Raw genomic sequence first — 20,682 nt, 5'->3', positions numbered from 1 at the left:
TTTTCTCCACGCCCGTGCGATCATGTTAAGGGCTAAATAAATGGCGAAGAGTGATTACTACGAGATTTTAGGCGTCGCCAAATCTGCAGACGAGCGTGAAATCAAAAAGGCTTACAAACGCCTGGCGATGAAACATCATCCGGACCGCAATCCCGGTGATAAAGAATCTGAAACCAAATTTAAAGAAGCGAAAGAAGCCTACGAGATTCTGACCGACCCTCAGAAGCGTGCGGCCTACGATCAGTACGGCCATGCTGCCTTTGAACAAGGTGGTATGGGCGGTGGCGGATACGGCGGCGGCGGCTTTGGCGGCGGCGGTGCAGATTTCAGCGATATCTTTGGCGACGTTTTCGGTGACATCTTTGGTGGTGGCCGCCGTCAGCGCGCAGCCCGTGGTGCAGATTTGCGCTACAACATGGAGCTGACGCTGGAAGAAGCGGTTCGCGGCGTGACCAAAGAGATCCGTATACCGACGCTGGAAGAGTGTGACGTTTGCCACGGCAGCGGTGCCAAAGCGGGCACCAAACCGCAAACCTGTTCAACCTGTCATGGTGCAGGCCAGGTACAGATGCGTCAGGGCTTCTTCACCGTACAGCAGGCTTGTCCGACCTGTCACGGTCGCGGCTCGGTGATTAAAGATCCGTGCAATGCCTGTCACGGGCACGGTCGCGTAGAGAAATCGAAAACCCTGTCGGTAAAAATTCCTGCCGGTGTGGATACGGGCGACCGTATTCGTCTGAGCGGCGAAGGTGAAGCCGGTGAGCAGGGCGCACCTGCGGGCGATCTGTACGTGCAGGTGTCGGTGAAAAAACACCCGATCTTCGAGCGTGAAGAGAACAACCTCTACTGCGAAGTACCGATTAACTTCGCGATGGCCGCCCTGGGTGGCGAGATTGAAGTGCCGACGCTGGACGGTCGCGTGAAGCTGAAAGTGCCAGCGGAAACCCAGACCGGCAAGCTGTTCCGCATGCGCGGGCGCGGTGTGAAATCGGTGCGCGGCGGTGCGGTAGGCGATCTGCTGTGTCGTGTGGTGGTGGAAACCCCTGTCAGCCTTAATGACAAGCAGAAAGCGTTGCTGCGTGAGCTTGAAGAGAGCTTTGGTGGGCCCAGCGGCGAGCATAACAGTCCGCGCTCCAAAAGCTTCTTCGACGGCGTGAAGAAATTCTTCGACGACCTGACGCGTTAATCGCGTTACTGACGTCAGACCCGATGAAAGCGGAGAGGAAACTCTCCGCTTTTTTTGCGTCCTGCACTGCTGAAACGGTTTCTCGCACAGACCAGCCCTGCACCTTTCACGGCTATCCGGTTCTCCCGTCGGGTTATCGGGCTGTTGTAGCCAAAAGTCTAACGTAATGTAAAAGCGACTAAATAAGCTTTTTATCAGGTTCGTTGAATCGTTACACTGCTCAGCATTCTGTATTACGCTCAGGAGGAGTGCATTTTGTCAAAACCTCGTCGAATTAAGCATTTACTGAAAAGTTTTATTGAGAGCGATGCCAGCAACGGCATGGTGCTCATTCTGGCTGCGGTCGTCGCTATGATCCTCGCCAATGGCGCTTCCACCGCCCAGAGCTACCAGGCTTTGCTGGATACGCCGGTACAGATTCGCTTCGGCGAACTGGATATCAGTAAAAATCTGCTGTTATGGATCAACGACGCCCTGATGGCACTGTTCTTCCTGCTGATTGGTCTGGAAGTGAAGCGCGAGCTGATCTCAGGCGAACTCGCCAGCCGCGATCGGGCCATCTTTCCGGTGATTGCCGCGTTAGGCGGAATGGCGGCACCAGCACTGGTGTTTTTGCTGTTTAACCACGGTGATGAGATTGCCCGAAATGGCTGGGCGATCCCCACCGCGACGGATATCGCGTTTGCGCTCGGAGTCCTTGCCCTGCTTGGCAGCCGTGTGCCGACCGCCCTGAAGGTATTCCTGATGGCGCTGGCGATTATTGATGACCTGGGTGCCATCGTGATCATCGCGCTGTTTTACACCAGCGATCTGTCTGTGATGTCTCTGAGCGTGGCGGCAGGCGCTATCGTGGTGCTGGCGGTGCTGAACCGCTGTAACGTGCGGAATATCGCCATCTATATGCTGGTCGGCATAGTGCTGTGGACGGCCGTGCTGAAATCAGGCGTCCATGCTACGCTGGCGGGCGTGATCGTGGGCTTCTTTGTCCCGCTGGAAGAGAAAGACGGCCATTCGCCTGCGGAACATCTGGCACACGGATTAATGCCATGGGTGAACTGGCTGATTCTGCCGCTGTTTGCCTTTGCTAACGCTGGCATTTCGCTGACGGGCATCACCTTTGGCGATGTGCTGTCGCCAGAGCCGCTGGGCATCATCCTGGGCCTGTTAATCGGTAAGCCGCTCGGGATTACGCTGTTTTGCTGGCTGGCGGTGAAGCTGAGGCTGGCAGCCTTGCCGAGCGGCACGACTATTCGCGATATCATGGCGATTGGCGTGCTGTGCGGTATTGGCTTTACCATGTCGATATTTATCAGTTCGCTGGCCTTTGACGCTGCCCACGAGCAGTTAGTGACGTTCTCTAAGCTGGGTATCCTCAGCGGTTCGTTGCTTTCCGCCGTTCTGGGTTACACCTTATTGCGAATCAAGCTGCGATAAAAATCCATTGCTGCAACACGTTCATCCGGTGTTGCAGCAATGCTGTTTCCTGTCTCAACATCTCAACATCTCAACATCTCAACATCTCAACATCTCAACATCTCAACATCTCAACATCTCAACATCTCAACATCTCAATATGGCCTGTGACCCACGATGACATTGCGCGTTGACTGGCTGTTATCGCGTTTCTCTGCGGCCGGTCTGAACTCGCAAGGACGCCGTGATTGACCTTCTCTGTTCACCCTGGACCTGATAACCCGACGGAGGGCTCGTGAGAGAGGCTGTCCGGAGCGCTACGAGCCTGAACCTGGGGCAGCATTGTTCGGCAGGTTGAGAGCAGTGCAGAGGCGGTGGGTTGTCTGGCAGGGCAGGGCTGGAAGATAAAGTCAGGAAGATAAAGTCAGGAAGAGACAGTCGCCTGGCGGCGCTAAACAGCAGGCATAAAAAAACCGGCTTAGCGCCGGTTCTTTCAACAAAGCGATGAACAAATGGCGATTAAGCCAGTTTGTTGATCTGTGCAGTCAGGTTTGCTTTATAACGTGCAGCTTTGTTTTTGTGGATCAGACCTTTAGCAGCCTGACGGTCCACAATTGGTTGCATTTCATTAAATGCGTTCTGCGCAGCAGCTTTGTCGCCTGAAGCGATCGCCGCGTATACTTTCTTAACGAAGGTACGCATCATAGAGCGACGGCTTGCGTTATGCTTGCGACGTTTCTCAGATGTTACGGCACGTTTCTTAGCTGATTTGATATTAGCCAAGGTCCAACTCCCAAATATGTTCGATAGAGACAAATCAAAGGCCGAGGACTATGCCTTTTGGACCTTCTGTTGTCAATGGATTTGTGCAAATAAGCGTCGTTTACAAGTGATAACCTGTATGACACTCGGTTACGTATTTGATGGCGCAAGATTCTACCAGCTTCCGCTCCCTGAATACAGTATTTCGCAACAAAATTCTCTCAGCGGCTTTGCAAGGCAGTAAATACGGCCTGTAACGCATGAAAGGCGTGTTCACGGGTTAACCTTGGCGGCTTTCGAGGGTATAATCCGCCGATTTCCACCGGTTTGAGTCAGCCATGAAGTTTATCCGCGGTATTCATAATCTTAACGCGCAGCATCACGGCTGCGTTTTGACCATTGGTAATTTCGATGGTGTGCACCGCGGTCATCAGGCGCTGATGGGGCGGTTGCTGGAAGAGGGACGGAAACGTAACCTGCCAGTGATGGTGATGGTGTTTGAACCCCAGCCGCTTGAACTGTTTGCGGGCGAAAGCGCACCCGCCAGGCTCACTCGCTTGCGAGAGAAGCTAAAATATCTGGCAGAGATCGGCGTGGACTCCGTGCTGTGCGTGCGTTTTGACCATCGCTTTGCCGCGTTGTCGGCGCAGAGTTTTATCAGCGAACTGCTGGTGAACAAGCTGGGCGTGAACTATCTTGCCGTCGGGGATGATTTCCGCTTTGGCGCTGGTCGCCAGGGGGATTTCCTGCTATTACAGAAAGCTGGCGCCCAGTATGGCTTTGATGTGGTCAGCACAGAAACCTTTTGTGACGGCGGTAAGCGCATCAGCAGCACGGCGGTGCGTCAGGCACTGGCCGAGGACAACTTAGCGCTGGCGCAGTCGCTGCTGGGCCATCCTTTCAGTATCTCTGGGCGCGTCGTGCACGGTGATGCACTCGGACGTACGCTGGGGTTCCCTACGGCTAATCTTCCTTTACGCCGCTGCGTGTCGCCGGTTAAAGGCGTTTATGCGGTGGAAGTCCATGGGCTGGGGCCACAACCCCTGCCTGGCGTTGCCAATATCGGCACCCGCCCGACGGTAAAAGGTTTGCGCCAACAGCTTGAAGTTCACCTGTTGGACATCAATATGGATCTCTATGGTCGCCACATTGATGTGGTGTTGAAGCAGAAAATACGAAACGAGCAGCGCTTTGCTTCACTGGATGCGTTGAAAGAGCAAATTGCGAAAGATACGGTAACGGCCCGACAATTTTTTGGTCTGTAACCTGAGCGAAAAACGGAATCGAGAATCTGATGAGTGACTATAAATCAACCCTGAATTTGCCGGAAACGGGGTTCCCCATGCGTGGCGATCTGGCCAAGCGCGAACCGGGAATGCTGCAACGTTGGTATGATGACAACCTGTACGGCATCATCCGCGAAGCCAAGAAAGGGAAAAAAACCTTTATCCTGCATGATGGCCCTCCTTATGCGAACGGCAGCATTCATATTGGTCACTCTGTTAACAAGATTCTGAAAGACATTATTGTGAAGTCTAAAGGCATGGCAGGTTACGACTCGCCGTATGTGCCAGGCTGGGACTGTCACGGTTTGCCTATCGAGCATAAAGTTGAGCAGATGATCGGCAAGCCGGGCGAAAAAGTCAGCGCCGCCGAATTCCGCGCCGCCTGCCGTCAGTATGCCGCCGAACAGGTTGAAGGGCAGAAAGCCGACTTTATTCGCCTGGGCGTGCTGGGCGACTGGGATCGTCCTTACCTCACCATGGACTTCACCACCGAAGCCAATATCATCCGTGCGCTGGGTAAAATCATCGGCAATGGCCACTTGCACAAAGGCGCCAAGCCGGTGCACTGGTGCATGGATTGCCGTTCTGCTCTGGCGGAAGCCGAAGTGGAATACTACGACAAAACCTCCCCCTCCATCGATGTGATGTTCAATGCCGTTGATGCGGACAGGGCGCGCGCAGCCTTTGGTGTGACCGCCTCAGAAGGCCCGGTTTCGCTGGTGATCTGGACGACCACCCCGTGGACCATTCCGGCTAACCGCGGTATTTCACTGCATCCCGAGTTCACCTATCAGCTGGTGCAGATTGCAGGACGTAGCCTGATCCTGGCAAAAGATCTGGTTGAGAGCGTCATGAAACGCGCGGGCGTCAGCGACTGGACCGTGCTGGGCGAATGTCAGGGCGCGGCCCTGGAATTGCAGCTGTTCCAGCATCCTCTGCTTGAGCAGATCCAGTCCAAAGTCGTATTAGGTGAGCACGTCACGCTGGATGCCGGTACGGGGGCTGTTCATACCGCGCCAGGCCACGGCCCGGATGACTACGTGATTGGTCAGAAATATGGTCTGGAAACGGCTAACCCGGTCGGCCCTGATGGTGCCTACCTGCCGGGTACGTATCCGGGACTCGACGGCGTTAACGTCTTTAAAGCCAATGATATGATCGTTGAGCTGCTGAAAGAGAAAGGCGCATTGCTGCACGTTGAAAAACTGCTGCACAGCTACCCACACTGCTGGCGCCATAAAACCCCGATTATCTTCCGTGCCACGCCGCAGTGGTTTATCAGCATGGATCAGAAAGGCCTGCGTGCTCAGTCATTGCAGGAGATCAAAGGCGTGCAGTGGATCCCGGACTGGGGTCAGGCGCGCATTGAGTCCATGGTTGCCAACCGGCCTGACTGGTGTATTTCCCGCCAGCGTACCTGGGGCGTGCCAATGGCGCTGTTCGTACACAAAGAAACCGAAGCCCTGCATCCGGATACCCTGGCGCTGATGGAAAAAGTGGCGCAGCGCGTTGAACAGGATGGCATCCAGGCATGGTGGGATCTCGATCCGCGCGATCTGATGGGCGACGATGCTGACCACTACGTGAAGGTGCCGGACACGCTGGACGTCTGGTTTGACTCAGGTTCCACCAGCTATTCGGTCGTGGATGCCCGCCCGGAATTTGGTGGCAATACACCGGATATGTATCTGGAAGGTTCCGATCAGCATCGTGGCTGGTTTATGTCGTCGCTGATGATCTCGACCGCGATGAAAGGCAAAGCGCCTTATCGCCAGGTACTGACGCACGGCTTTACCGTCGATGGTCAGGGCCGCAAGATGTCCAAATCCATCGGCAATACCGTTGCACCCCAGGATGTCATGGACAAGCTGGGTGCGGACATTCTGCGCCTGTGGGTTGCTTCTACCGATTACTCGGGTGAGATGGCGGTATCCGATGAAATTCTGAAACGCTCTGCGGATGCCTATCGTCGTATTCGTAACACCGCGCGCTTCCTGTTAGCCAACCTGAGCGGCTTTAACCCGGCCACCGATCTGGTTAAACCGGAAGAGATGGTGGTGGTCGATCGCTGGGCGGTGGGACGTGCGCAGGCGGCGCAGGCGGATATCATCGCCTCTTACGAGCACTACGATTTCCACGAAGTGATTCAGCGCCTGATGCAGTTCTGCTCCATCGAGATGGGCTCCTTCTACCTGGATATCATTAAAGATCGTCAGTACACCGCGAAAGGCGACAGCCTGGCCCGCCGTAGCTGCCAGTCAGCGCTGTGGCACATTGTTGAAGCGCTGGTACGCTGGATGGCACCGATCATGTCTTTCACGGCCGACGAAATCTGGGGCTATCTGCCAGGCGATCGGGCGAAGTATGTCTTCACTGAAGAGTGGTATACCGGCCTGTTTGGTCTGCCAGAAAACGAAGCGCTGAACGATGCGTACTGGGCAGAACTGCTGAAAGTACGCGGTGAAGTGAACAAGGTGATCGAGCAGGCGCGTAGCGACAAACGTATCGGTGGCGCGCTGGAAGCGTCCGTTACTCTGTATGCCGACGCGGACCTGGCGACGAAACTGCAGGCGTTAGGTAACGAACTGCGTTTTGTGCTGTTGACCTCCGGTGCTCAGGTCGCTGATTACGCAGAGGCAGAGGCTGAAGCGCAGCAGAGCGAACTGGTAAAAGGGCTGAAAATCGGCCTGCATAAGGCAGAAGGCGAGAAATGCCCGCGCTGCTGGCACTACACGACTGACGTCGGTCAGAATCCGGAGCACGCTGCGGTGTGCGGTCGCTGTTACACCAACGTAGCCGGCAACGGCGAAGAGCGTAAGTTTGCCTGATGAGTAGACCTGTTTTCTCCACCGGATTGCGCTGGCTGTGGCTGGTGCTGGTTGTTATCGTTGTTGATTTCATCAGCAAGCAGTGGGTCATGAACAACATGATGCTGCATGAAACGCAGCCGCTGATGCCGTTCCTTAACCTGTTCTATGCGCATAACTATGGCGCGGCGTTCAGCTTCCTCGCGGATAAAGGCGGCTGGCAGCGCTGGTTCTTTGCCGGCATTGCCCTGGCGATCGTGGTGTCGTTACTGGTCATGATGTACCGCAACAGCGCCAGTCAGAAGATCGCCAATATCGCCTATGCCTTAATCATTGGCGGCGCAGTGGGCAATCTGTTTGACCGTTCGTATCATGGCTTTGTGGTAGATTTTATCGATTTCTACGTCGGTAACTGGCACTTTGCTACATTTAATATCGCTGACTGCGGCATCTGTATCGGGGCCGCGTTGGTGGTGCTGGAGGGCTTTTTCAATCCTTCCAGCAAGCAGGTTAAAAAAGGGTAAACCATGACTGAGTCTGTACAGGGCGACAGCGCGGTATTGTTGCATTTCGTCATGAAGCTGGAAGACGGCTCAGTGGCGGAATCCACTCGTGCCAACGGTAAACCTGCGCTGTTTCGTCTCGGCGACGGTAGCCTGTCCGGCGCGCTGGAGCAGGCACTGTTGGGATTGACGCCGGGTGAAAAACATCAATTCACGCTGGCACCAGAAGACGCGTTTGGTAGCGTCAGCCCCGATCTTATCCAGTACTTTTCCCGCCGTGATTTTATTGACACGGGAGAGCCTGAGATTGGCGCCATCATGCTGTTTACCGGAATGGGCGGTAGTGAAATGCCGGGCGTGATTCGGGAAATTTCCGGTGATTCAATCACCGTGGATTTTAACCATCCGCTGGCAGGCCACCGCGTTCAGTTTGATATTGAAGTGCTGGATATCGATCCGGTACTGGAGGCGAACAATGCAAATTCTGCTGGCTAATCCACGGGGTTTTTGTGCAGGTGTAGATCGCGCCATCAGCATTGTTGAAAACGCACTAACGCTGTTTGGTGCGCCGGTGTACGTCCGGCACGAAGTGGTTCATAACCGCTACGTGGTGGACAGCCTGCGCCAGCGCGGCGCGATCTTTATTGAGCAGATCGCGGAAGTGCCTGATGGCGCTATCCTGATTTTCTCTGCCCACGGCGTCTCGCAGGCGGTACGCAATGAAGCAAAAGGGCGTGATCTCACCGTCTTTGATGCCACCTGCCCGCTGGTGACCAAGGTGCATATGGAAGTGGCCCGCGCCAGCCGTCGGGGTGAAGAATCGGTACTGATTGGCCACGCGGGCCATCCAGAAGTGGAAGGCACCATGGGGCAGTACAATAACCCTAAAGGTGGGATGTACCTGGTGGAGTCGCCGGAGGACGTCTGGAAGCTGGACGTTAAAGATGACAACCGCCTGTCCTTTATGACCCAGACGACGCTGTCGGTGGATGACACGTCGGAAGTGATTGATGCGCTGCGCGCTCGCTTCCCGAAAATCGTGGGCCCACGTAAAGATGATATTTGTTATGCCACCACCAACCGTCAGGAAGCCGTACGGGCGATGGCCGAGCAGGCCGATGTGGTACTGGTAGTCGGATCGAAAAACTCCTCTAACTCCAATCGCCTGGCCGAACTGGCCCAGCGCATGGGCAAAGCGGCGTATCTGATTGATGATGCGGCGGACATTCAGCCTGAGTGGGTGGTTTCTGTCGATTGTGTTGGCGTAACGGCGGGCGCTTCGGCTCCCGATATTCTGGTTCAGAACGTGATTAGTCGCCTGCAGGCCTTGGGCGGTGGTGAAGCGAGAGTGCTGGAAGGGCGGGAAGAAAACATTGTGTTTGAAGTGCCCAAAGAGTTGCGGGTTGACGTCCGCAACGTGCAGTAATCCACACACGTTAAGCAATGAAAAGGCCGACTCTGTTCGGCCTTTTTGCTTTTCAGACCGGGCGGCGGCGGCGGAAATTGCTTTTACTGATAATCCGCCCCACCTGGCATAAAAATTCTTATTATCCCCGAGAAAGAGTGGCGCAGTTGTTATCTCATGGTTAACCTGATTGCGCTTGCATGCATAGATTTGTTTTAGGAATGAATAAATATGAAGAATATCCGCATTGCCATCGTGGGCGCGCCGGGGCGCATGGGGCGCAATCTGATTCAGGCGGTTGCTCAGCTGGAAGGCGTTGAGCTGGGCGCAGCGTTAGCCCGACCGGGATCCTCGTTGATCGGCAGCGACGCAGGTGAACTGGCCGGTATCGGCCACGCTGGCGTTACCCTGAGAGATGACTTACGCGCCGTCGTCGATGATTTTGACGTCGTGATTGATTTCACCCGCCCTGAAGGAACGCTGGAATACCTTGCCATCTGTCGTGAGCACCGCAAAGCCATGATCATCGGTACGACAGGCTTTGACGCCGCCGGTAAAGCAGCGATTCGCGACGCGGCGGCGGATATTGGCATTGTGTTTGCCGCTAACTTTAGCGTAGGCGTTAATCTGGTCCTGAAGCTGCTGGAGAAAGCCGCCAAAGTGATGGGCGATTATGCGGATATTGAAATTATTGAAGCGCATCATCGCCACAAGGTGGATGCGCCCTCCGGCACGGCGCTGGCGATGGGCGAGGCGATTGCAGAGGCGATGGACTGGAAACTGGATGAACATGCCGTTTACAGCCGTGAGGGCCATACCGGTGAGCGCAAAGCGAATACCATTGGTTTTGCCACTGTGCGGGCAGGAGACATTGTCGGAGAGCATACCGCGTTATTTGCCGACGAAGGGGAACGCATAGAGATAACGCACAAGGCGTCCAGTCGCATGACCTTTGCCAATGGCGCCGTAAAGGCTGCCATTTGGGTGAGTGAGAATAAAACCGGGCTTTACGATATGCGTGACGTGCTGGATTTATCAAGTTTGTAATGATTTTTACCTGTGTGATGTGGTGATTTCAATCGCTAATAACTTGATTGAGAAGGGCAATTTTTTAATTGCCCTTAATTTTATCTAAAAAATAGTCACTTTGACCTGTTTTTTCATTGTGATGAATGAAAGTCGGGTTTTTCTTCCTTTCGCTTCTCAGTAAACCTGCTAATTTTGACCATTTGGTCAAAATTAGCAGGTGGTTTTCCCGGAATAAACATCGACTGCGATCGGCAAACGTTTATTCGGCTGTGTTTACCCCTGTTTTTAACGCTTATCCTCTTCATTTTCGCTCTGAGCCTGAAAAGATGTTAAAAATGTTGCTTCAGGGTGGACAAGTATCAGGACGATCATTAGAATGCGCGCAATTTGCCAAAAATTGACCACTCAGGCAGTTTTTGCATTGATTCAGATCACTATTTTGAATTAATATGCAGATATTGTGACTGTTTATTCCCTGGAGGATGTTTTGATTAAGTCAGCGCTCTTGGTTCTGGAAGACGGAACCCAATTCCACGGTCGGGCCATCGGGGCTACAGGGTCGGCAGTGGGGGAAGTCGTTTTCAATACGTCAATGACCGGTTATCAAGAAATCCTCACTGATCCCTCCTATTCCCGCCAGATTGTTACTCTCACTTATCCCCATATCGGCAATGTTGGTGCTAACGCCGCCGATGAAGAATCCAGTCAAATCCATGCGCAGGGCCTGGTCATTCGTGACCTGCCGCTGATTGCCAGCAACTACCGTAGCGAAGAAAGCTTATCGGCTTATCTGCAGCGCAATAACATCGTGGCGATTGCCGATATTGATACGCGCAAGCTGACGCGACTGTTACGGGAAAAGGGCGCGCAGAACGGCTGCATTATTGCAGGCGATAATCTGGATGCGGCTCTGGCCTTACAAAAAGCGCAGGCTTTCCCTGGCCTGAAAGGCATGGATCTGGCAAAGGAAGTGACGACGGCTGAAACCTATGCCTGGCAGCAGGGGAGCTGGACACTGGAAGGGGATTTGCCAGAACAGAAACAGGCAGAAGCACTGCCTTACCACGTCGTCGCTTATGATTACGGCGCGAAACGCAACATCCTGCGTATGCTGGTGGACCGCGGCTGCCGCCTGACAGTGGTGCCGGCCAAAACGCCAGCAGAAACGGTCCTGGCGATGAATCCGGACGGTATCTTCCTCTCTAACGGCCCTGGCGATCCTGAGCCCTGCGATTATGCCATTGAGGCGATTCAGGCCTTCCTGAAAACTGATATCCCGGTGTTTGGTATTTGCCTGGGCCACCAACTGCTGGCCCTGGCCAGCGGCGCGAAAACCGTCAAAATGAAGCTGGGCCACCACGGCGGCAACCATCCAGTTAAAGATTTGGACAACAACCGCGTCATGATCACGGCGCAGAACCACGGCTTCGCGGTGGATGAGGCGAATCTGCCTGCGAACCTGCGTGTGACGCATATCTCCTTGTTCGATAAGACGGTGCAGGGCATCCACCGCACCGATAAGCCTGCGTTTAGCTTCCAGGGCCATCCGGAAGCCAGCCCGGGACCGGGTGATGCTGCACCGCTGTTTGACCACTTTATTGAGTTGATTGACGCATTCCGTTCGAAAGCAAAGTAATCAGGAGCTAATCATGCCAAAACGTACAGACATAAAATCCATCCTGATTCTTGGTGCCGGTCCGATTGTGATCGGTCAGGCCTGCGAATTCGACTATTCCGGTGCACAGGCGTGTAAAGCCCTGCGTGAAGAGGGTTACCGCGTCATTCTGGTGAACTCCAACCCGGCCACCATTATGACCGACCCGGAAATGGCCGATGCAACCTACATTGAGCCGATTCACTGGGAAGTGGTACGTAAAATCATTGAAAAAGAGCGCCCGGATGCGGTGCTGCCCACCATGGGCGGCCAGACAGCGTTGAACTGTGCGCTGGAGCTGGAGCGTCAGGGCGTGCTGGAAGAATTCGGCGTCACCATGATTGGTGCAACCGCAGACGCTATTGATAAAGCAGAAGACCGTCGTCGTTTTGACGTGGCGATGAAAAGCATCGGTCTGGATACCGCGCGCTCCGGTATCGCGCATACCATGGATGAAGCGCTGGCAGTGGCGGCCGATGTGGGCTTTCCCTGCATTATCCGTCCGTCTTTTACCATGGGCGGCACCGGCGGCGGTATCGCGTATAACCGCGAAGAGTTTGAAGAGATCTGTGAACGCGGCCTCGACCTTTCCCCAACCAACGAGCTGTTAATTGACGAATCGCTGATTGGCTGGAAAGAGTATGAGATGGAAGTGGTGCGTGACAAAAACGACAACTGCATCATTGTCTGCTCAATTGAAAACTTTGATGCCATGGGGATCCACACGGGCGACTCCATCACGGTTGCGCCCGCGCAGACGCTGACCGACAAAGAGTACCAGATTATGCGTAACGCCTCGCTGGCGGTGCTGCGTGAGATTGGTGTGGAAACCGGCGGCTCCAACGTACAGTTTGCGGTGAACCCGAAAAATGGTCGTCTGATCGTGATCGAGATGAACCCGCGCGTGTCACGTTCCTCGGCGCTGGCCTCCAAAGCAACCGGCTTCCCGATCGCGAAAGTGGCGGCAAAACTGGCGGTTGGCTTTACGCTCGATGAGCTGATGAACGACATTACCGGTGGACGGACGCCGGCCTCGTTTGAGCCTTCAATCGATTATGTCGTCACAAAAATTCCTCGCTTCAACTTTGAAAAGTTTGCTGGTGCGAATGACCGTCTGACCACGCAGATGAAGTCAGTGGGCGAAGTCATGGCGATTGGTCGTACCTTCCAGGAGTCGGTGCAGAAAGCGCTGCGCGGCCTGGAGGTTGGCGCGAATGGTTTTGATCCGAAAGTCCACCTTGACGATGCGGAAGCCTTAACCCGTATCCGTCGTGAGCTGAAAGATGCCGGTTCCGATCGGATCTGGTACATCGCCGATGCCTTCCGTGCCGGGATGTCGGTGGACGGCGTATTCAATCTCACCAATATTGACCGCTGGTTCCTGGTGCAGATTGAAGAGCTGGTTCGTCTTGAAGAGCAGGTAGCGCGCGAAGGCGTGAACGGGCTGAACGCCGATTTCCTGCGCACGCTGAAGCGCAAAGGTTTTGCCGATGCGCGCCTGGCCTCACTGGTGGGCGTGGCAGAAGGTGAAATTCGTAAGCTACGTCAGCATCACAATCTGCATCCGGTTTACAAGCGGGTGGATACCTGCGCGGCAGAATTCTCGACCGATACAGCCTATATGTACTCTACCTATGAGGAAGAGTGCGAAGCGAATCCTAACCAGGATCGTGACAAGATCATGGTGCTGGGTGGTGGACCAAACCGTATCGGCCAGGGCATTGAGTTTGACTACTGTTGTGTTCATGCGGCACTGGCACTGCGCGAAGACGGTTTCGAAACCATCATGGTGAACTGTAACCCGGAAACCGTCTCCACGGATTATGACACCTCTGACCGCCTTTACTTCGAGCCGGTAACGCTTGAAGACGTGCTGGAAATCGTCCGCATCGAAAAACCGAAAGGGGTGATTGTGCAGTACGGTGGTCAAACGCCGCTGAAACTGGCTCGCGCACTGGAAGCCGCTGGCGTACCGGTCATCGGGACCAGCCCGGATGCGATTGATCGGGCAGAAGACCGCGAACGCTTCCAGCAGGCCGTTGACCGCCTGAACCTGAAGCAGCCTGCCAACGCCACCGTTGCCACCCTGGAGCAGGCGGTAGAAAAAGCTGCCGGGATTGGTTATCCGCTGGTGGTCCGTCCCTCGTACGTGCTGGGCGGACGTGCGATGGAAATCGTCTACGACGAAATAGACCTGAAGCGTTATTTCCAGACGGCGGTGTCGGTTTCTAACGATGCGCCGGTCTTGCTGGATCGCTTCCTTGACGATGCTGTAGAAGTCGATGTGGATGCCATCTGTGATGGTGAGCGTGTACTGATCGGCGGCATCATGGAGCACATTGAGCAGGCAGGCGTTCACTCAGGTGACTCGGCCTGTTCTCTGCCGGCCTACACGCTGAGCCAGGATATTCAAAACGTAATGCGTCAGCAGGTTGAAAAGCTGGCGTTTGAGCTGAACGTTCGCGGCTTAATGAACGTGCAGTTCGCGGTGAAAGACAATGAAGTCTACCTGATTGAAGTTAACCCACGTGCTGCGCGTACCGTTCCTTTTGTGTCAAAAGCGACGGGCGTACCGCTGGCGAAAGTCGCCGCACGCGTGATGGCAGGCAAAACGCTGGCAGAGCAGGGCGTCACCGAAGAGGTGATTCCGCCTTACTACTCTGTCAAGGAAGTGGTGCTGCCGTTTAACAAGTTCCAGGGCGTTGACCCCATTCTGGGGCCAGAAATGCGCTCAACCGGTGAAGTCATGGGCGTGGGCCGTACCTTTGCAGAGGCCTTTGCCAAAGCGATGCTGGGTGCGCAAAGCAACATGAAGAAAACCGGACGCGCGCTGCTGTCGGTCCGTGAGGGCGATAAGAAACGTATCGTTGACCTGGCCGCGAAGTTGCAGAAGTTTGGCTTTGAGCTGGATGCCACTCATGGCACCGCCGTGGTGTTGGGGGAAGCGGGCATTAATCCTCGCCTGGTTAACAAGGTTCACGAAGGTCGTCCACATATTCAGGACCGGCTGAAAAACGGCGAATATGCCTACATCGTGAATACCACGGCAGGCCGCCAGGCTATTGAAGACTCCAAGCTGATTCGTCGTAGTGCGCTGCAATACAAAGTTCATTACGACACTACGCTAAACGGGGGTTTTGCAACGGCCATGGCGCTAAACGCCGACCCGACTGAAAAAGTGATTTCAGTACAGGAAATGCATGCGCAGATCCTTGCGCACAAATAGCGCTGGCTGAGTGGCGGTAATAGCCCCTGCGGTGGGACGATTTGCCAGTGTGCTGGCTTAACGCTCCTCGCAGGGGCTTTTTTTTGAGAGATCGGGCCTGAACTGAGCGGTTCTACAGGCACGGGTACAGATCACCCTCCGCTGAGTGCGTTTCTGTCTTAGCGGGCAGCGTGGAGGCTGTACCTGCCTGCGGCAAGCGCCGCCTGTAAAAAAGGGCATCGCCTTTAGAATGGTTGGTGAGTCTGGGGTTGGTCAGAAAGCAGTCTGTTCCCAACGGAACGGGATGAACCCTGTTTCTGGGCAGCGATTCTCAGGTCAGCGCGACATTTCGAATAAACCGGTATTTTTTTAATATTCTTTTCAGGCTCATGAACGTTTCTGAGTAAACAGACTTTAATTAAATAGGTTTTTTAAATATTGATGCCTTGATGTTTAAATATGCATTAATATTTTTAATTATTTACGATCTGTTTCTTAACGTTCTACTGTATTTTCGCTATTTGATCGTTGCTCAACCGATTTTAAACAAACCCGCATTACTGCTTACAGTGCTCGATAATCACCTGTTCAGCCGCAGCGCTTATCTTTAAAATACCCTGTATTTTTCATGGTTTACATATCCAGAGAACCCATTCGCTTCTCTGAAGTTTACATGCTTGATTAAGAGTTAGCGCCTGACATGTTTATTCCCAAGTTTTTCAGATGGGGGCAGTGCTCTTTTGAGGATTATCAAAGAGCCTGTAATCATTTTGGTTATAACTGCGAGTCCGCACCGGAATTTATTGCCTTTAAAATGCGATGTGGGCAGTCCTTTGACTTTTATTCTTATCAAAGGAAAGGGAAAACGATGGGGAGCGTCTGCGTTGAAAAGGGCTGGCTTGCCAACGATGGCAGACATCGGCAGCGTTCGCTTCCCGCGCTACTGGCTCCCTCAACCTCTGTCTATGTGCCGTTTTGCAACGAGGCGTCGAAAAAGGTGCTTTTACCTTTCCGGTGCAAGTCGCTACATCATTTGCAGCGTCATCGCTTCCTCAATACCTCCTATAGCCTGTTTAGTAAGAGCCATGCCGCTTTTACCAAGAGCCCTGTCGCCGACTTTTCCCGTAAAACGGTCTCGACACGGGAGAGAGAGCTCAGAAAGTTTCTCAATGACGGGGGGAGTTTTCTCAATGTCAGCCAGCTTGACGGGGAACATATTTTTGAGGTGTTTGAGATTCTCTATCAGGCGAGACGCAATCAGGCCATCGCGGAGAGGGCCATTAATAAAGCGTTTTTCCGGGAGTTTCAGCCCTGTTTCAAAGGCTATATGATGTTCCTGCATAATGAACCTGTTGCACTGCAGCTCCTGCTTTCTGTCTCGAGCAGTGCCGGGATGTTCGTTGATTTTATTAATATTGGCTACCGGATAGACAGCAATGCTGGCGCGGTGGGGACAATGCTGATGTGGAAGAACCTGACAGCCTTGTATCAGGAAGCAGCAGAAAAGCAGCTTCCTCTTCATTACTCCTACGGTTCGATGTCCGGAGACTATAAAAACCGCTGGTGCCATTCGGTTAATAACGGCCGGGTCATCATCTGATTGATCCGTTCTGTCGGCGCGTTGACATACCTCTGCGTCGTGAAGCCAGTTTAGCGTGATTCGACCAGGTGCCTGATGGCCCTGTTTTTCCGCTCCCGTGGGCGGCTTTTGCCTGCGAAGCGCGATTGATCAATGCTCCCCTGCCAGCGCTGCGGCAGGGGAAAATGGCTCGCTGCATGCCTCAGGGAATAATGTTCGCCATCCTGAACTGAGTAAACAGGCGGATAAACATCTCATCCGTGGCGCAAAATTCGGTAAACCCTGCCCGCCTCAGTTTGCTGCCATCACCAAACATATCGTAATCCCAGCTAAAGACAAAATCGGCGAACTGACCGTCACTCAGCCTCATGATGTCAGCCTCAACCAGCTGTTTTTTTTCCGCCAGGGCATGCCATGTCCTGCGGTAATCGCCGAAAAGCTGCTGAAATGACAACGCAACCGGGGGCGCCGTCTCCAGTTCAAACCAGCCTGCAATGAGGGGCCAGAGCTCACACCATCGCCAGATATCACCGTTATTGATGTTAAATGCCTGATTCCTGGCGGAGGATGCGGTTGATGCCCACAGGGTGGCGGCAGACAATAAGCTATCATCGGTGTGATCGATAATGCTGTGCCAGGTGCGCTGCGACCCTGGAAAGCGCAGGGGCAGATTTTGCGCTTTGCACAGTGAAGCGTATATCGCGATACTCAGCGCAAGATTCATGGTATTGCCGGTTAACGCGCTGCCGACAACGCCAGGACGAAGTGCATGCCAGTGCCAGGTTTTATGATGCTGAAAGCGGCACAGCCAGTCCTGTTGCGCCGTATTGAATTCGGCGCCGGGAATAGCGGCATCGCTTTCTCTGGCGGGGGTTTTGAACGGGCCAAGATGAGCGCCGTAAATTTTGTAGCCCTGCATCAGGCTCACCGTTTCCAGCGGAGCCACGTTCTCAACCTGAGTGACCAGGTTACGTAACATGGTGACGTTGGGTTCAACCATTTCCCGCCAGCTCGCGGCATTAAGCCAGGCGCTGTAGAAAATGTGGGTAACGTGCCGAAGGGGCTTGAGGGCGCGTGCAGTGTCTTTTTCATTGAGCAGATCGACGTTAACAAACGGCACCGTGCCCCGGTGAGCGCCTCCTGCGCGAGACAATCCAATAACCTGCCATTCATTCTGCAACAGCGTTTTAACCAGTTTGCTGCCGACAATACCGCTTGCACCCGCAACCAGTGCGACTTTAGATTGAGGCTTCTGTGACATTTTTTGTCCTCCAGTTTGGTTGCAGACAGCCTGCTATAAATTGTTTTTTGTCGGTATCCCCGAACGCTGATGTCACTTATAAGAGAAATGCGTAAATGAATAACAAGCTCAATGCCATTCGAACGTTTTTACGCGTGGCTGAGGCGGGGTCTTTTTCTGAGGCAGCACGCCAGTTGAATATCAAACAGTCTGCGGTCAGCCAGCAGATCGCCGCGCTTGAGGCTGAACTCGGCGTAGTGCTGCTGCACAGGACGACGCGGGTGAGGGTACTGACAGCGCAAGGAGAATATTACCGGCGTAAGATGCAGCCCATACTTGAGGCAATGCAGGCGGTCGAGAACCAGCTATCCCCTGCCGCACAGCAATGGCAGGGCAAGATAAACGTTCAACTCCCGGGCGGATTAGGGCGTTTGTTTCTTCCTCATCTGCTCGGATTGCAAAAAGCGAATCCGGGTTTGCATCTGACGCTCTCGCTTGATGACAGGATATCCGACCTGGCCAGAGAAGGCGTGGATGTGGCGTTCCGCCTTACTCAGGATGCGCCGGAAGTGTATCCGGCACGGAAAATCGCGCGTATTGAAACACCGCTTTTCGCATCACCGGATTTCCCGCCGCTCAATTCACTGGATGCATTGATGTGCCAACCGCACGTGCGTTTCAGCAGCATTGCCGAGTCTGCGCCATTGCGGCTTGTCAGGGGCGATGAAACCGTAGAACTGGCCGTAAAGACAGCCTTCAGGGCCAATAGCAGTGAAGGGTTATTACAGGCGTTGCAGGCGGGAATCGGTGTAGGCGGTATGCAATTACCCCTTGCAACTGAGGCGTTGAAATCCGGCTCGCTGATGAGGGTGTTGCCAGCGTATCGCTATCCCGATCGCTTTGTGTATGCCGTTTTCCCGGATGCGCGCTTTATCCCTCCCAGGGTTAGAGGCATCGTCGCGTTAATCGAAAAAGTGCTGGTCGATCTGCCAGGGGCAAACTAAATACGGCTCACAGCCAGAGGGAAGACCGGCGATGTAACGCATTCTCAGTCAGGCTGCTGATGCGGCCCACTGGCGCTGTATCAACCCGTTCATACTGGGGTAAGCGGCAGCAATCTCAAATAAATTTGATTTAATTTTTAGCCAATCATGCCCAATCTGCTCATTCGCACAAATCTATAATACAAAAAACTACCAGGCTGACATTGACCGCTGTAATATCCGGCTCGCTCATTATTAGAGCGTAAACAGGATAGTTATAACAATGAAAGCGCGTTCTTTTTCACTGAGTGCAGTGGCTGCACTCCTGGCTCTGGCGTCTTTTTCCAGCCAGGCTGAAATCACTCTTCTCAAACAAGACCCACAAGCAGGCGATCCCCTTAGCCGTCTCGATTTTAAATTCGGTGGCAGTATTCGTCCTCAGTTTAACCATCAAACCGGCGTGAATGATAAATCCTATAAGCGTAATGGCTTTGACGGTGGTTCACGTTTCCGCTTTAGCGCGGATTACTACCTGTTCGACGATATCAGTTGGACCAGCTACTACGAGCTGGGCGTTAACATTCCGGCCGTATTCAACTGGGATAATCACTACGCTGAAGGGGCGCATGAAACCACGCGCCGCCAGCTCTATACCGGCCTGAAAAGTAAAACCTGGGGCCAGTTGACCTTTGGTCAGCAGAACAGCGTTTATTACGACGTTGTGGGTGCCAAGACGGATATCTGGGATTACGACATGCTGGCCCAGGCACCGGGTAACGGCATTAACGGTGATTACGACGGTTCATACCGTTCTCGTAAGCAGCTGAAATACAAAAACAGTTATGGTGCAGTTGATCTTTATGCCTCTTACCTGTTTAGCGATAACGAATATTTGCCGGGCAATGGACTGCGCTACAAGCGTCAGGGCGGCGGTTCGCTGGGTGTGAATTACAACATTACGCCAACGCTGGCATGGGGCACGGCCTGGAACTACACCCGCGCCAGCATGCGTGATCCGGTCACGGGCAACAATAAAGATTACGACCAAAACATTTTTGGCACGGCACTGAGCTGGACGCCGGGTAACTGGACACTGTCAGCAGGCGGTGGCTGGTATCAAAACTTCCTGACGACCAAACAGCGCAACGTGAATAACTATTTTGCGGACGATGCCTGGGGCATCGAATATTACGCCGGATACAAAATCCCGGTGGCGCAATATGGTGTCAAAGCCGTTCAGCCTTATGTGATGGGCGACCGTTTAGAATACGTGAATGGCCGCAACTACCAGCGCATTGACAATGGCCTGGGCGTAACGTTATTCCTGGACTACGGTTTCCGTGTGGATTACGAACATGTCTTCACTTCCAGTACGGACAATCAGGGCGATATGAACCTGGTTCGTTTCCGCTACGATTTCTGATGACACACAACGGCTCCCCAGGGAGCCGTTTTTATTATCATGATTTATAGCGAGGTGACGCCATTATCTGGCGACTTTTGCGGTGGACTTGCCCTTCTTATGGAGTAAAACCCTGTACAACGTCTGAAACATGGTGGCAATGCCGCTTTATGCAATAAGCACCTTCCTGCTATCGACGAAGGTTTAACCTTTACGTATCATGGCGCC

Annotated in this window: 15 protein-coding genes; 13 read left to right on the top strand and 2 right to left on the bottom strand. The window is 53.7% G+C overall.

The window, feature by feature from the left end; all coding sequences use genetic code 11:
• The first annotated feature begins 40 nt into the window (after nucleotides 1–40).
• Nucleotides 41–1,186: a molecular chaperone DnaJ gene (dnaJ, locus tag P9J57_RS17265; RefSeq protein ID WP_013024559.1), complete on the top strand. Its 1,146-nt coding sequence runs from the start codon at nucleotides 41–43 to the stop codon at nucleotides 1,184–1,186.
• A 255-nt stretch (nucleotides 1,187–1,441) separates the two neighbouring features.
• Nucleotides 1,442–2,620 (top strand): Na+/H+ antiporter NhaA, encoded by a 1,179-nt coding sequence (gene nhaA, locus P9J57_RS17260; protein ID WP_105077117.1) that lies wholly within the window; start codon nucleotides 1,442–1,444, stop codon nucleotides 2,618–2,620.
• Between the two features lie 498 nt (nucleotides 2,621–3,118).
• Here the strand turns inward: nhaA and rpsT are convergent, their stop codons facing one another.
• Nucleotides 3,119–3,382 (bottom strand): 30S ribosomal protein S20, encoded by a 264-nt coding sequence (rpsT, locus tag P9J57_RS17255; protein ID WP_006117633.1) that lies wholly within the window; start codon nucleotides 3,380–3,382, stop codon nucleotides 3,119–3,121.
• 317 nt (nucleotides 3,383–3,699) lie between these two features.
• Here rpsT and ribF point away from each other — a divergent pair, with 317 nt between their 5' ends.
• The 9 genes from ribF to P9J57_RS17210 all read left to right on the top strand — a co-directional run bounded on the left by ribF (nucleotide 3,700) and on the right by P9J57_RS17210 (nucleotide 16,850).
• Nucleotides 3,700–4,626, top strand: a complete 927-nt coding sequence (gene ribF / locus P9J57_RS17250) for a bifunctional riboflavin kinase/FAD synthetase (protein WP_013024562.1) — start codon at nucleotides 3,700–3,702, stop codon at nucleotides 4,624–4,626.
• 29 nt (nucleotides 4,627–4,655) lie between these two features.
• Complete coding sequence (gene ileS, locus P9J57_RS17245) at nucleotides 4,656–7,475, top strand: isoleucine--tRNA ligase (protein ID WP_013024563.1); 2,820 nt, start codon at nucleotides 4,656–4,658, stop codon at nucleotides 7,473–7,475.
• Nucleotides 7,475–7,978, top strand: coding sequence for a signal peptidase II (gene lspA, locus P9J57_RS17240; RefSeq protein ID WP_014606613.1), 504 nt, complete (start codon nucleotides 7,475–7,477; stop codon nucleotides 7,976–7,978). Before ileS ends, lspA begins: the two co-directional genes overlap by 1 nt.
• A gap of 3 nt (nucleotides 7,979–7,981) precedes the next feature.
• Nucleotides 7,982–8,452 carry an FKBP-type peptidyl-prolyl cis-trans isomerase gene (fkpB, locus tag P9J57_RS17235; RefSeq protein WP_014592885.1) on the top strand — a complete coding sequence of 157 codons (471 nt, stop codon included), beginning with the start codon at nucleotides 7,982–7,984 and terminating at the stop codon, nucleotides 8,450–8,452.
• Nucleotides 8,433–9,383, top strand: coding sequence for a 4-hydroxy-3-methylbut-2-enyl diphosphate reductase (gene ispH, locus P9J57_RS17230; RefSeq protein ID WP_014592886.1), 951 nt, complete (start codon nucleotides 8,433–8,435; stop codon nucleotides 9,381–9,383). Before fkpB ends, ispH begins: the two co-directional genes overlap by 20 nt.
• 210 nt (nucleotides 9,384–9,593) lie before the next feature.
• A complete protein-coding gene (dapB, locus tag P9J57_RS17225; protein ID WP_014592887.1) occupies nucleotides 9,594–10,409 on the top strand; it encodes a 4-hydroxy-tetrahydrodipicolinate reductase in 816 nt (271 codons plus the stop codon).
• 469 nt (nucleotides 10,410–10,878) lie between these two features.
• Entirely contained in the window at nucleotides 10,879–12,027 is a 1,149-nt protein-coding gene (gene carA / locus P9J57_RS17220; protein ID WP_014606611.1) for a glutamine-hydrolyzing carbamoyl-phosphate synthase small subunit, read from the top strand.
• Between the two features lie 13 nt (nucleotides 12,028–12,040).
• Nucleotides 12,041–15,271, top strand: coding sequence for a carbamoyl-phosphate synthase large subunit (gene carB, locus P9J57_RS17215; protein ID WP_014592889.1), 3,231 nt, complete (start codon nucleotides 12,041–12,043; stop codon nucleotides 15,269–15,271).
• Between the two features lie 679 nt (nucleotides 15,272–15,950).
• A complete protein-coding gene (locus P9J57_RS17210; RefSeq protein WP_029570998.1) occupies nucleotides 15,951–16,850 on the top strand; it encodes a GNAT family protein in 900 nt (299 codons plus the stop codon).
• A 181-nt stretch (nucleotides 16,851–17,031) separates the two neighbouring features.
• Here the strand turns inward: P9J57_RS17210 and P9J57_RS17205 are convergent, their stop codons facing one another.
• Nucleotides 17,032–18,090 carry an SDR family oxidoreductase gene (locus tag P9J57_RS17205; protein WP_013024571.1) on the bottom strand — a complete coding sequence of 353 codons (1,059 nt, stop codon included), beginning with the start codon at nucleotides 18,088–18,090 and terminating at the stop codon, nucleotides 17,032–17,034.
• Between the two features lie 95 nt (nucleotides 18,091–18,185).
• Between P9J57_RS17205 and P9J57_RS17200 the strand changes: the two genes are divergently transcribed.
• Both P9J57_RS17200 and P9J57_RS17195 read left to right on the top strand, forming a co-directional pair.
• Nucleotides 18,186–19,073: a LysR family transcriptional regulator gene (locus tag P9J57_RS17200; RefSeq protein WP_013024572.1), complete on the top strand. Its 888-nt coding sequence runs from the start codon at nucleotides 18,186–18,188 to the stop codon at nucleotides 19,071–19,073.
• A 262-nt stretch (nucleotides 19,074–19,335) separates the two neighbouring features.
• Nucleotides 19,336–20,475 (top strand): porin, encoded by a 1,140-nt coding sequence (locus P9J57_RS17195; RefSeq protein WP_014592892.1) that lies wholly within the window; start codon nucleotides 19,336–19,338, stop codon nucleotides 20,473–20,475.
• The last annotated feature ends 207 nt before the right edge of the window (nucleotides 20,476–20,682 follow it).

Source organism: Pantoea sp. nfd-35, assembly GCF_056892255.1.
This window is presented reverse-complemented; position numbering and strand designations above follow the sequence as displayed.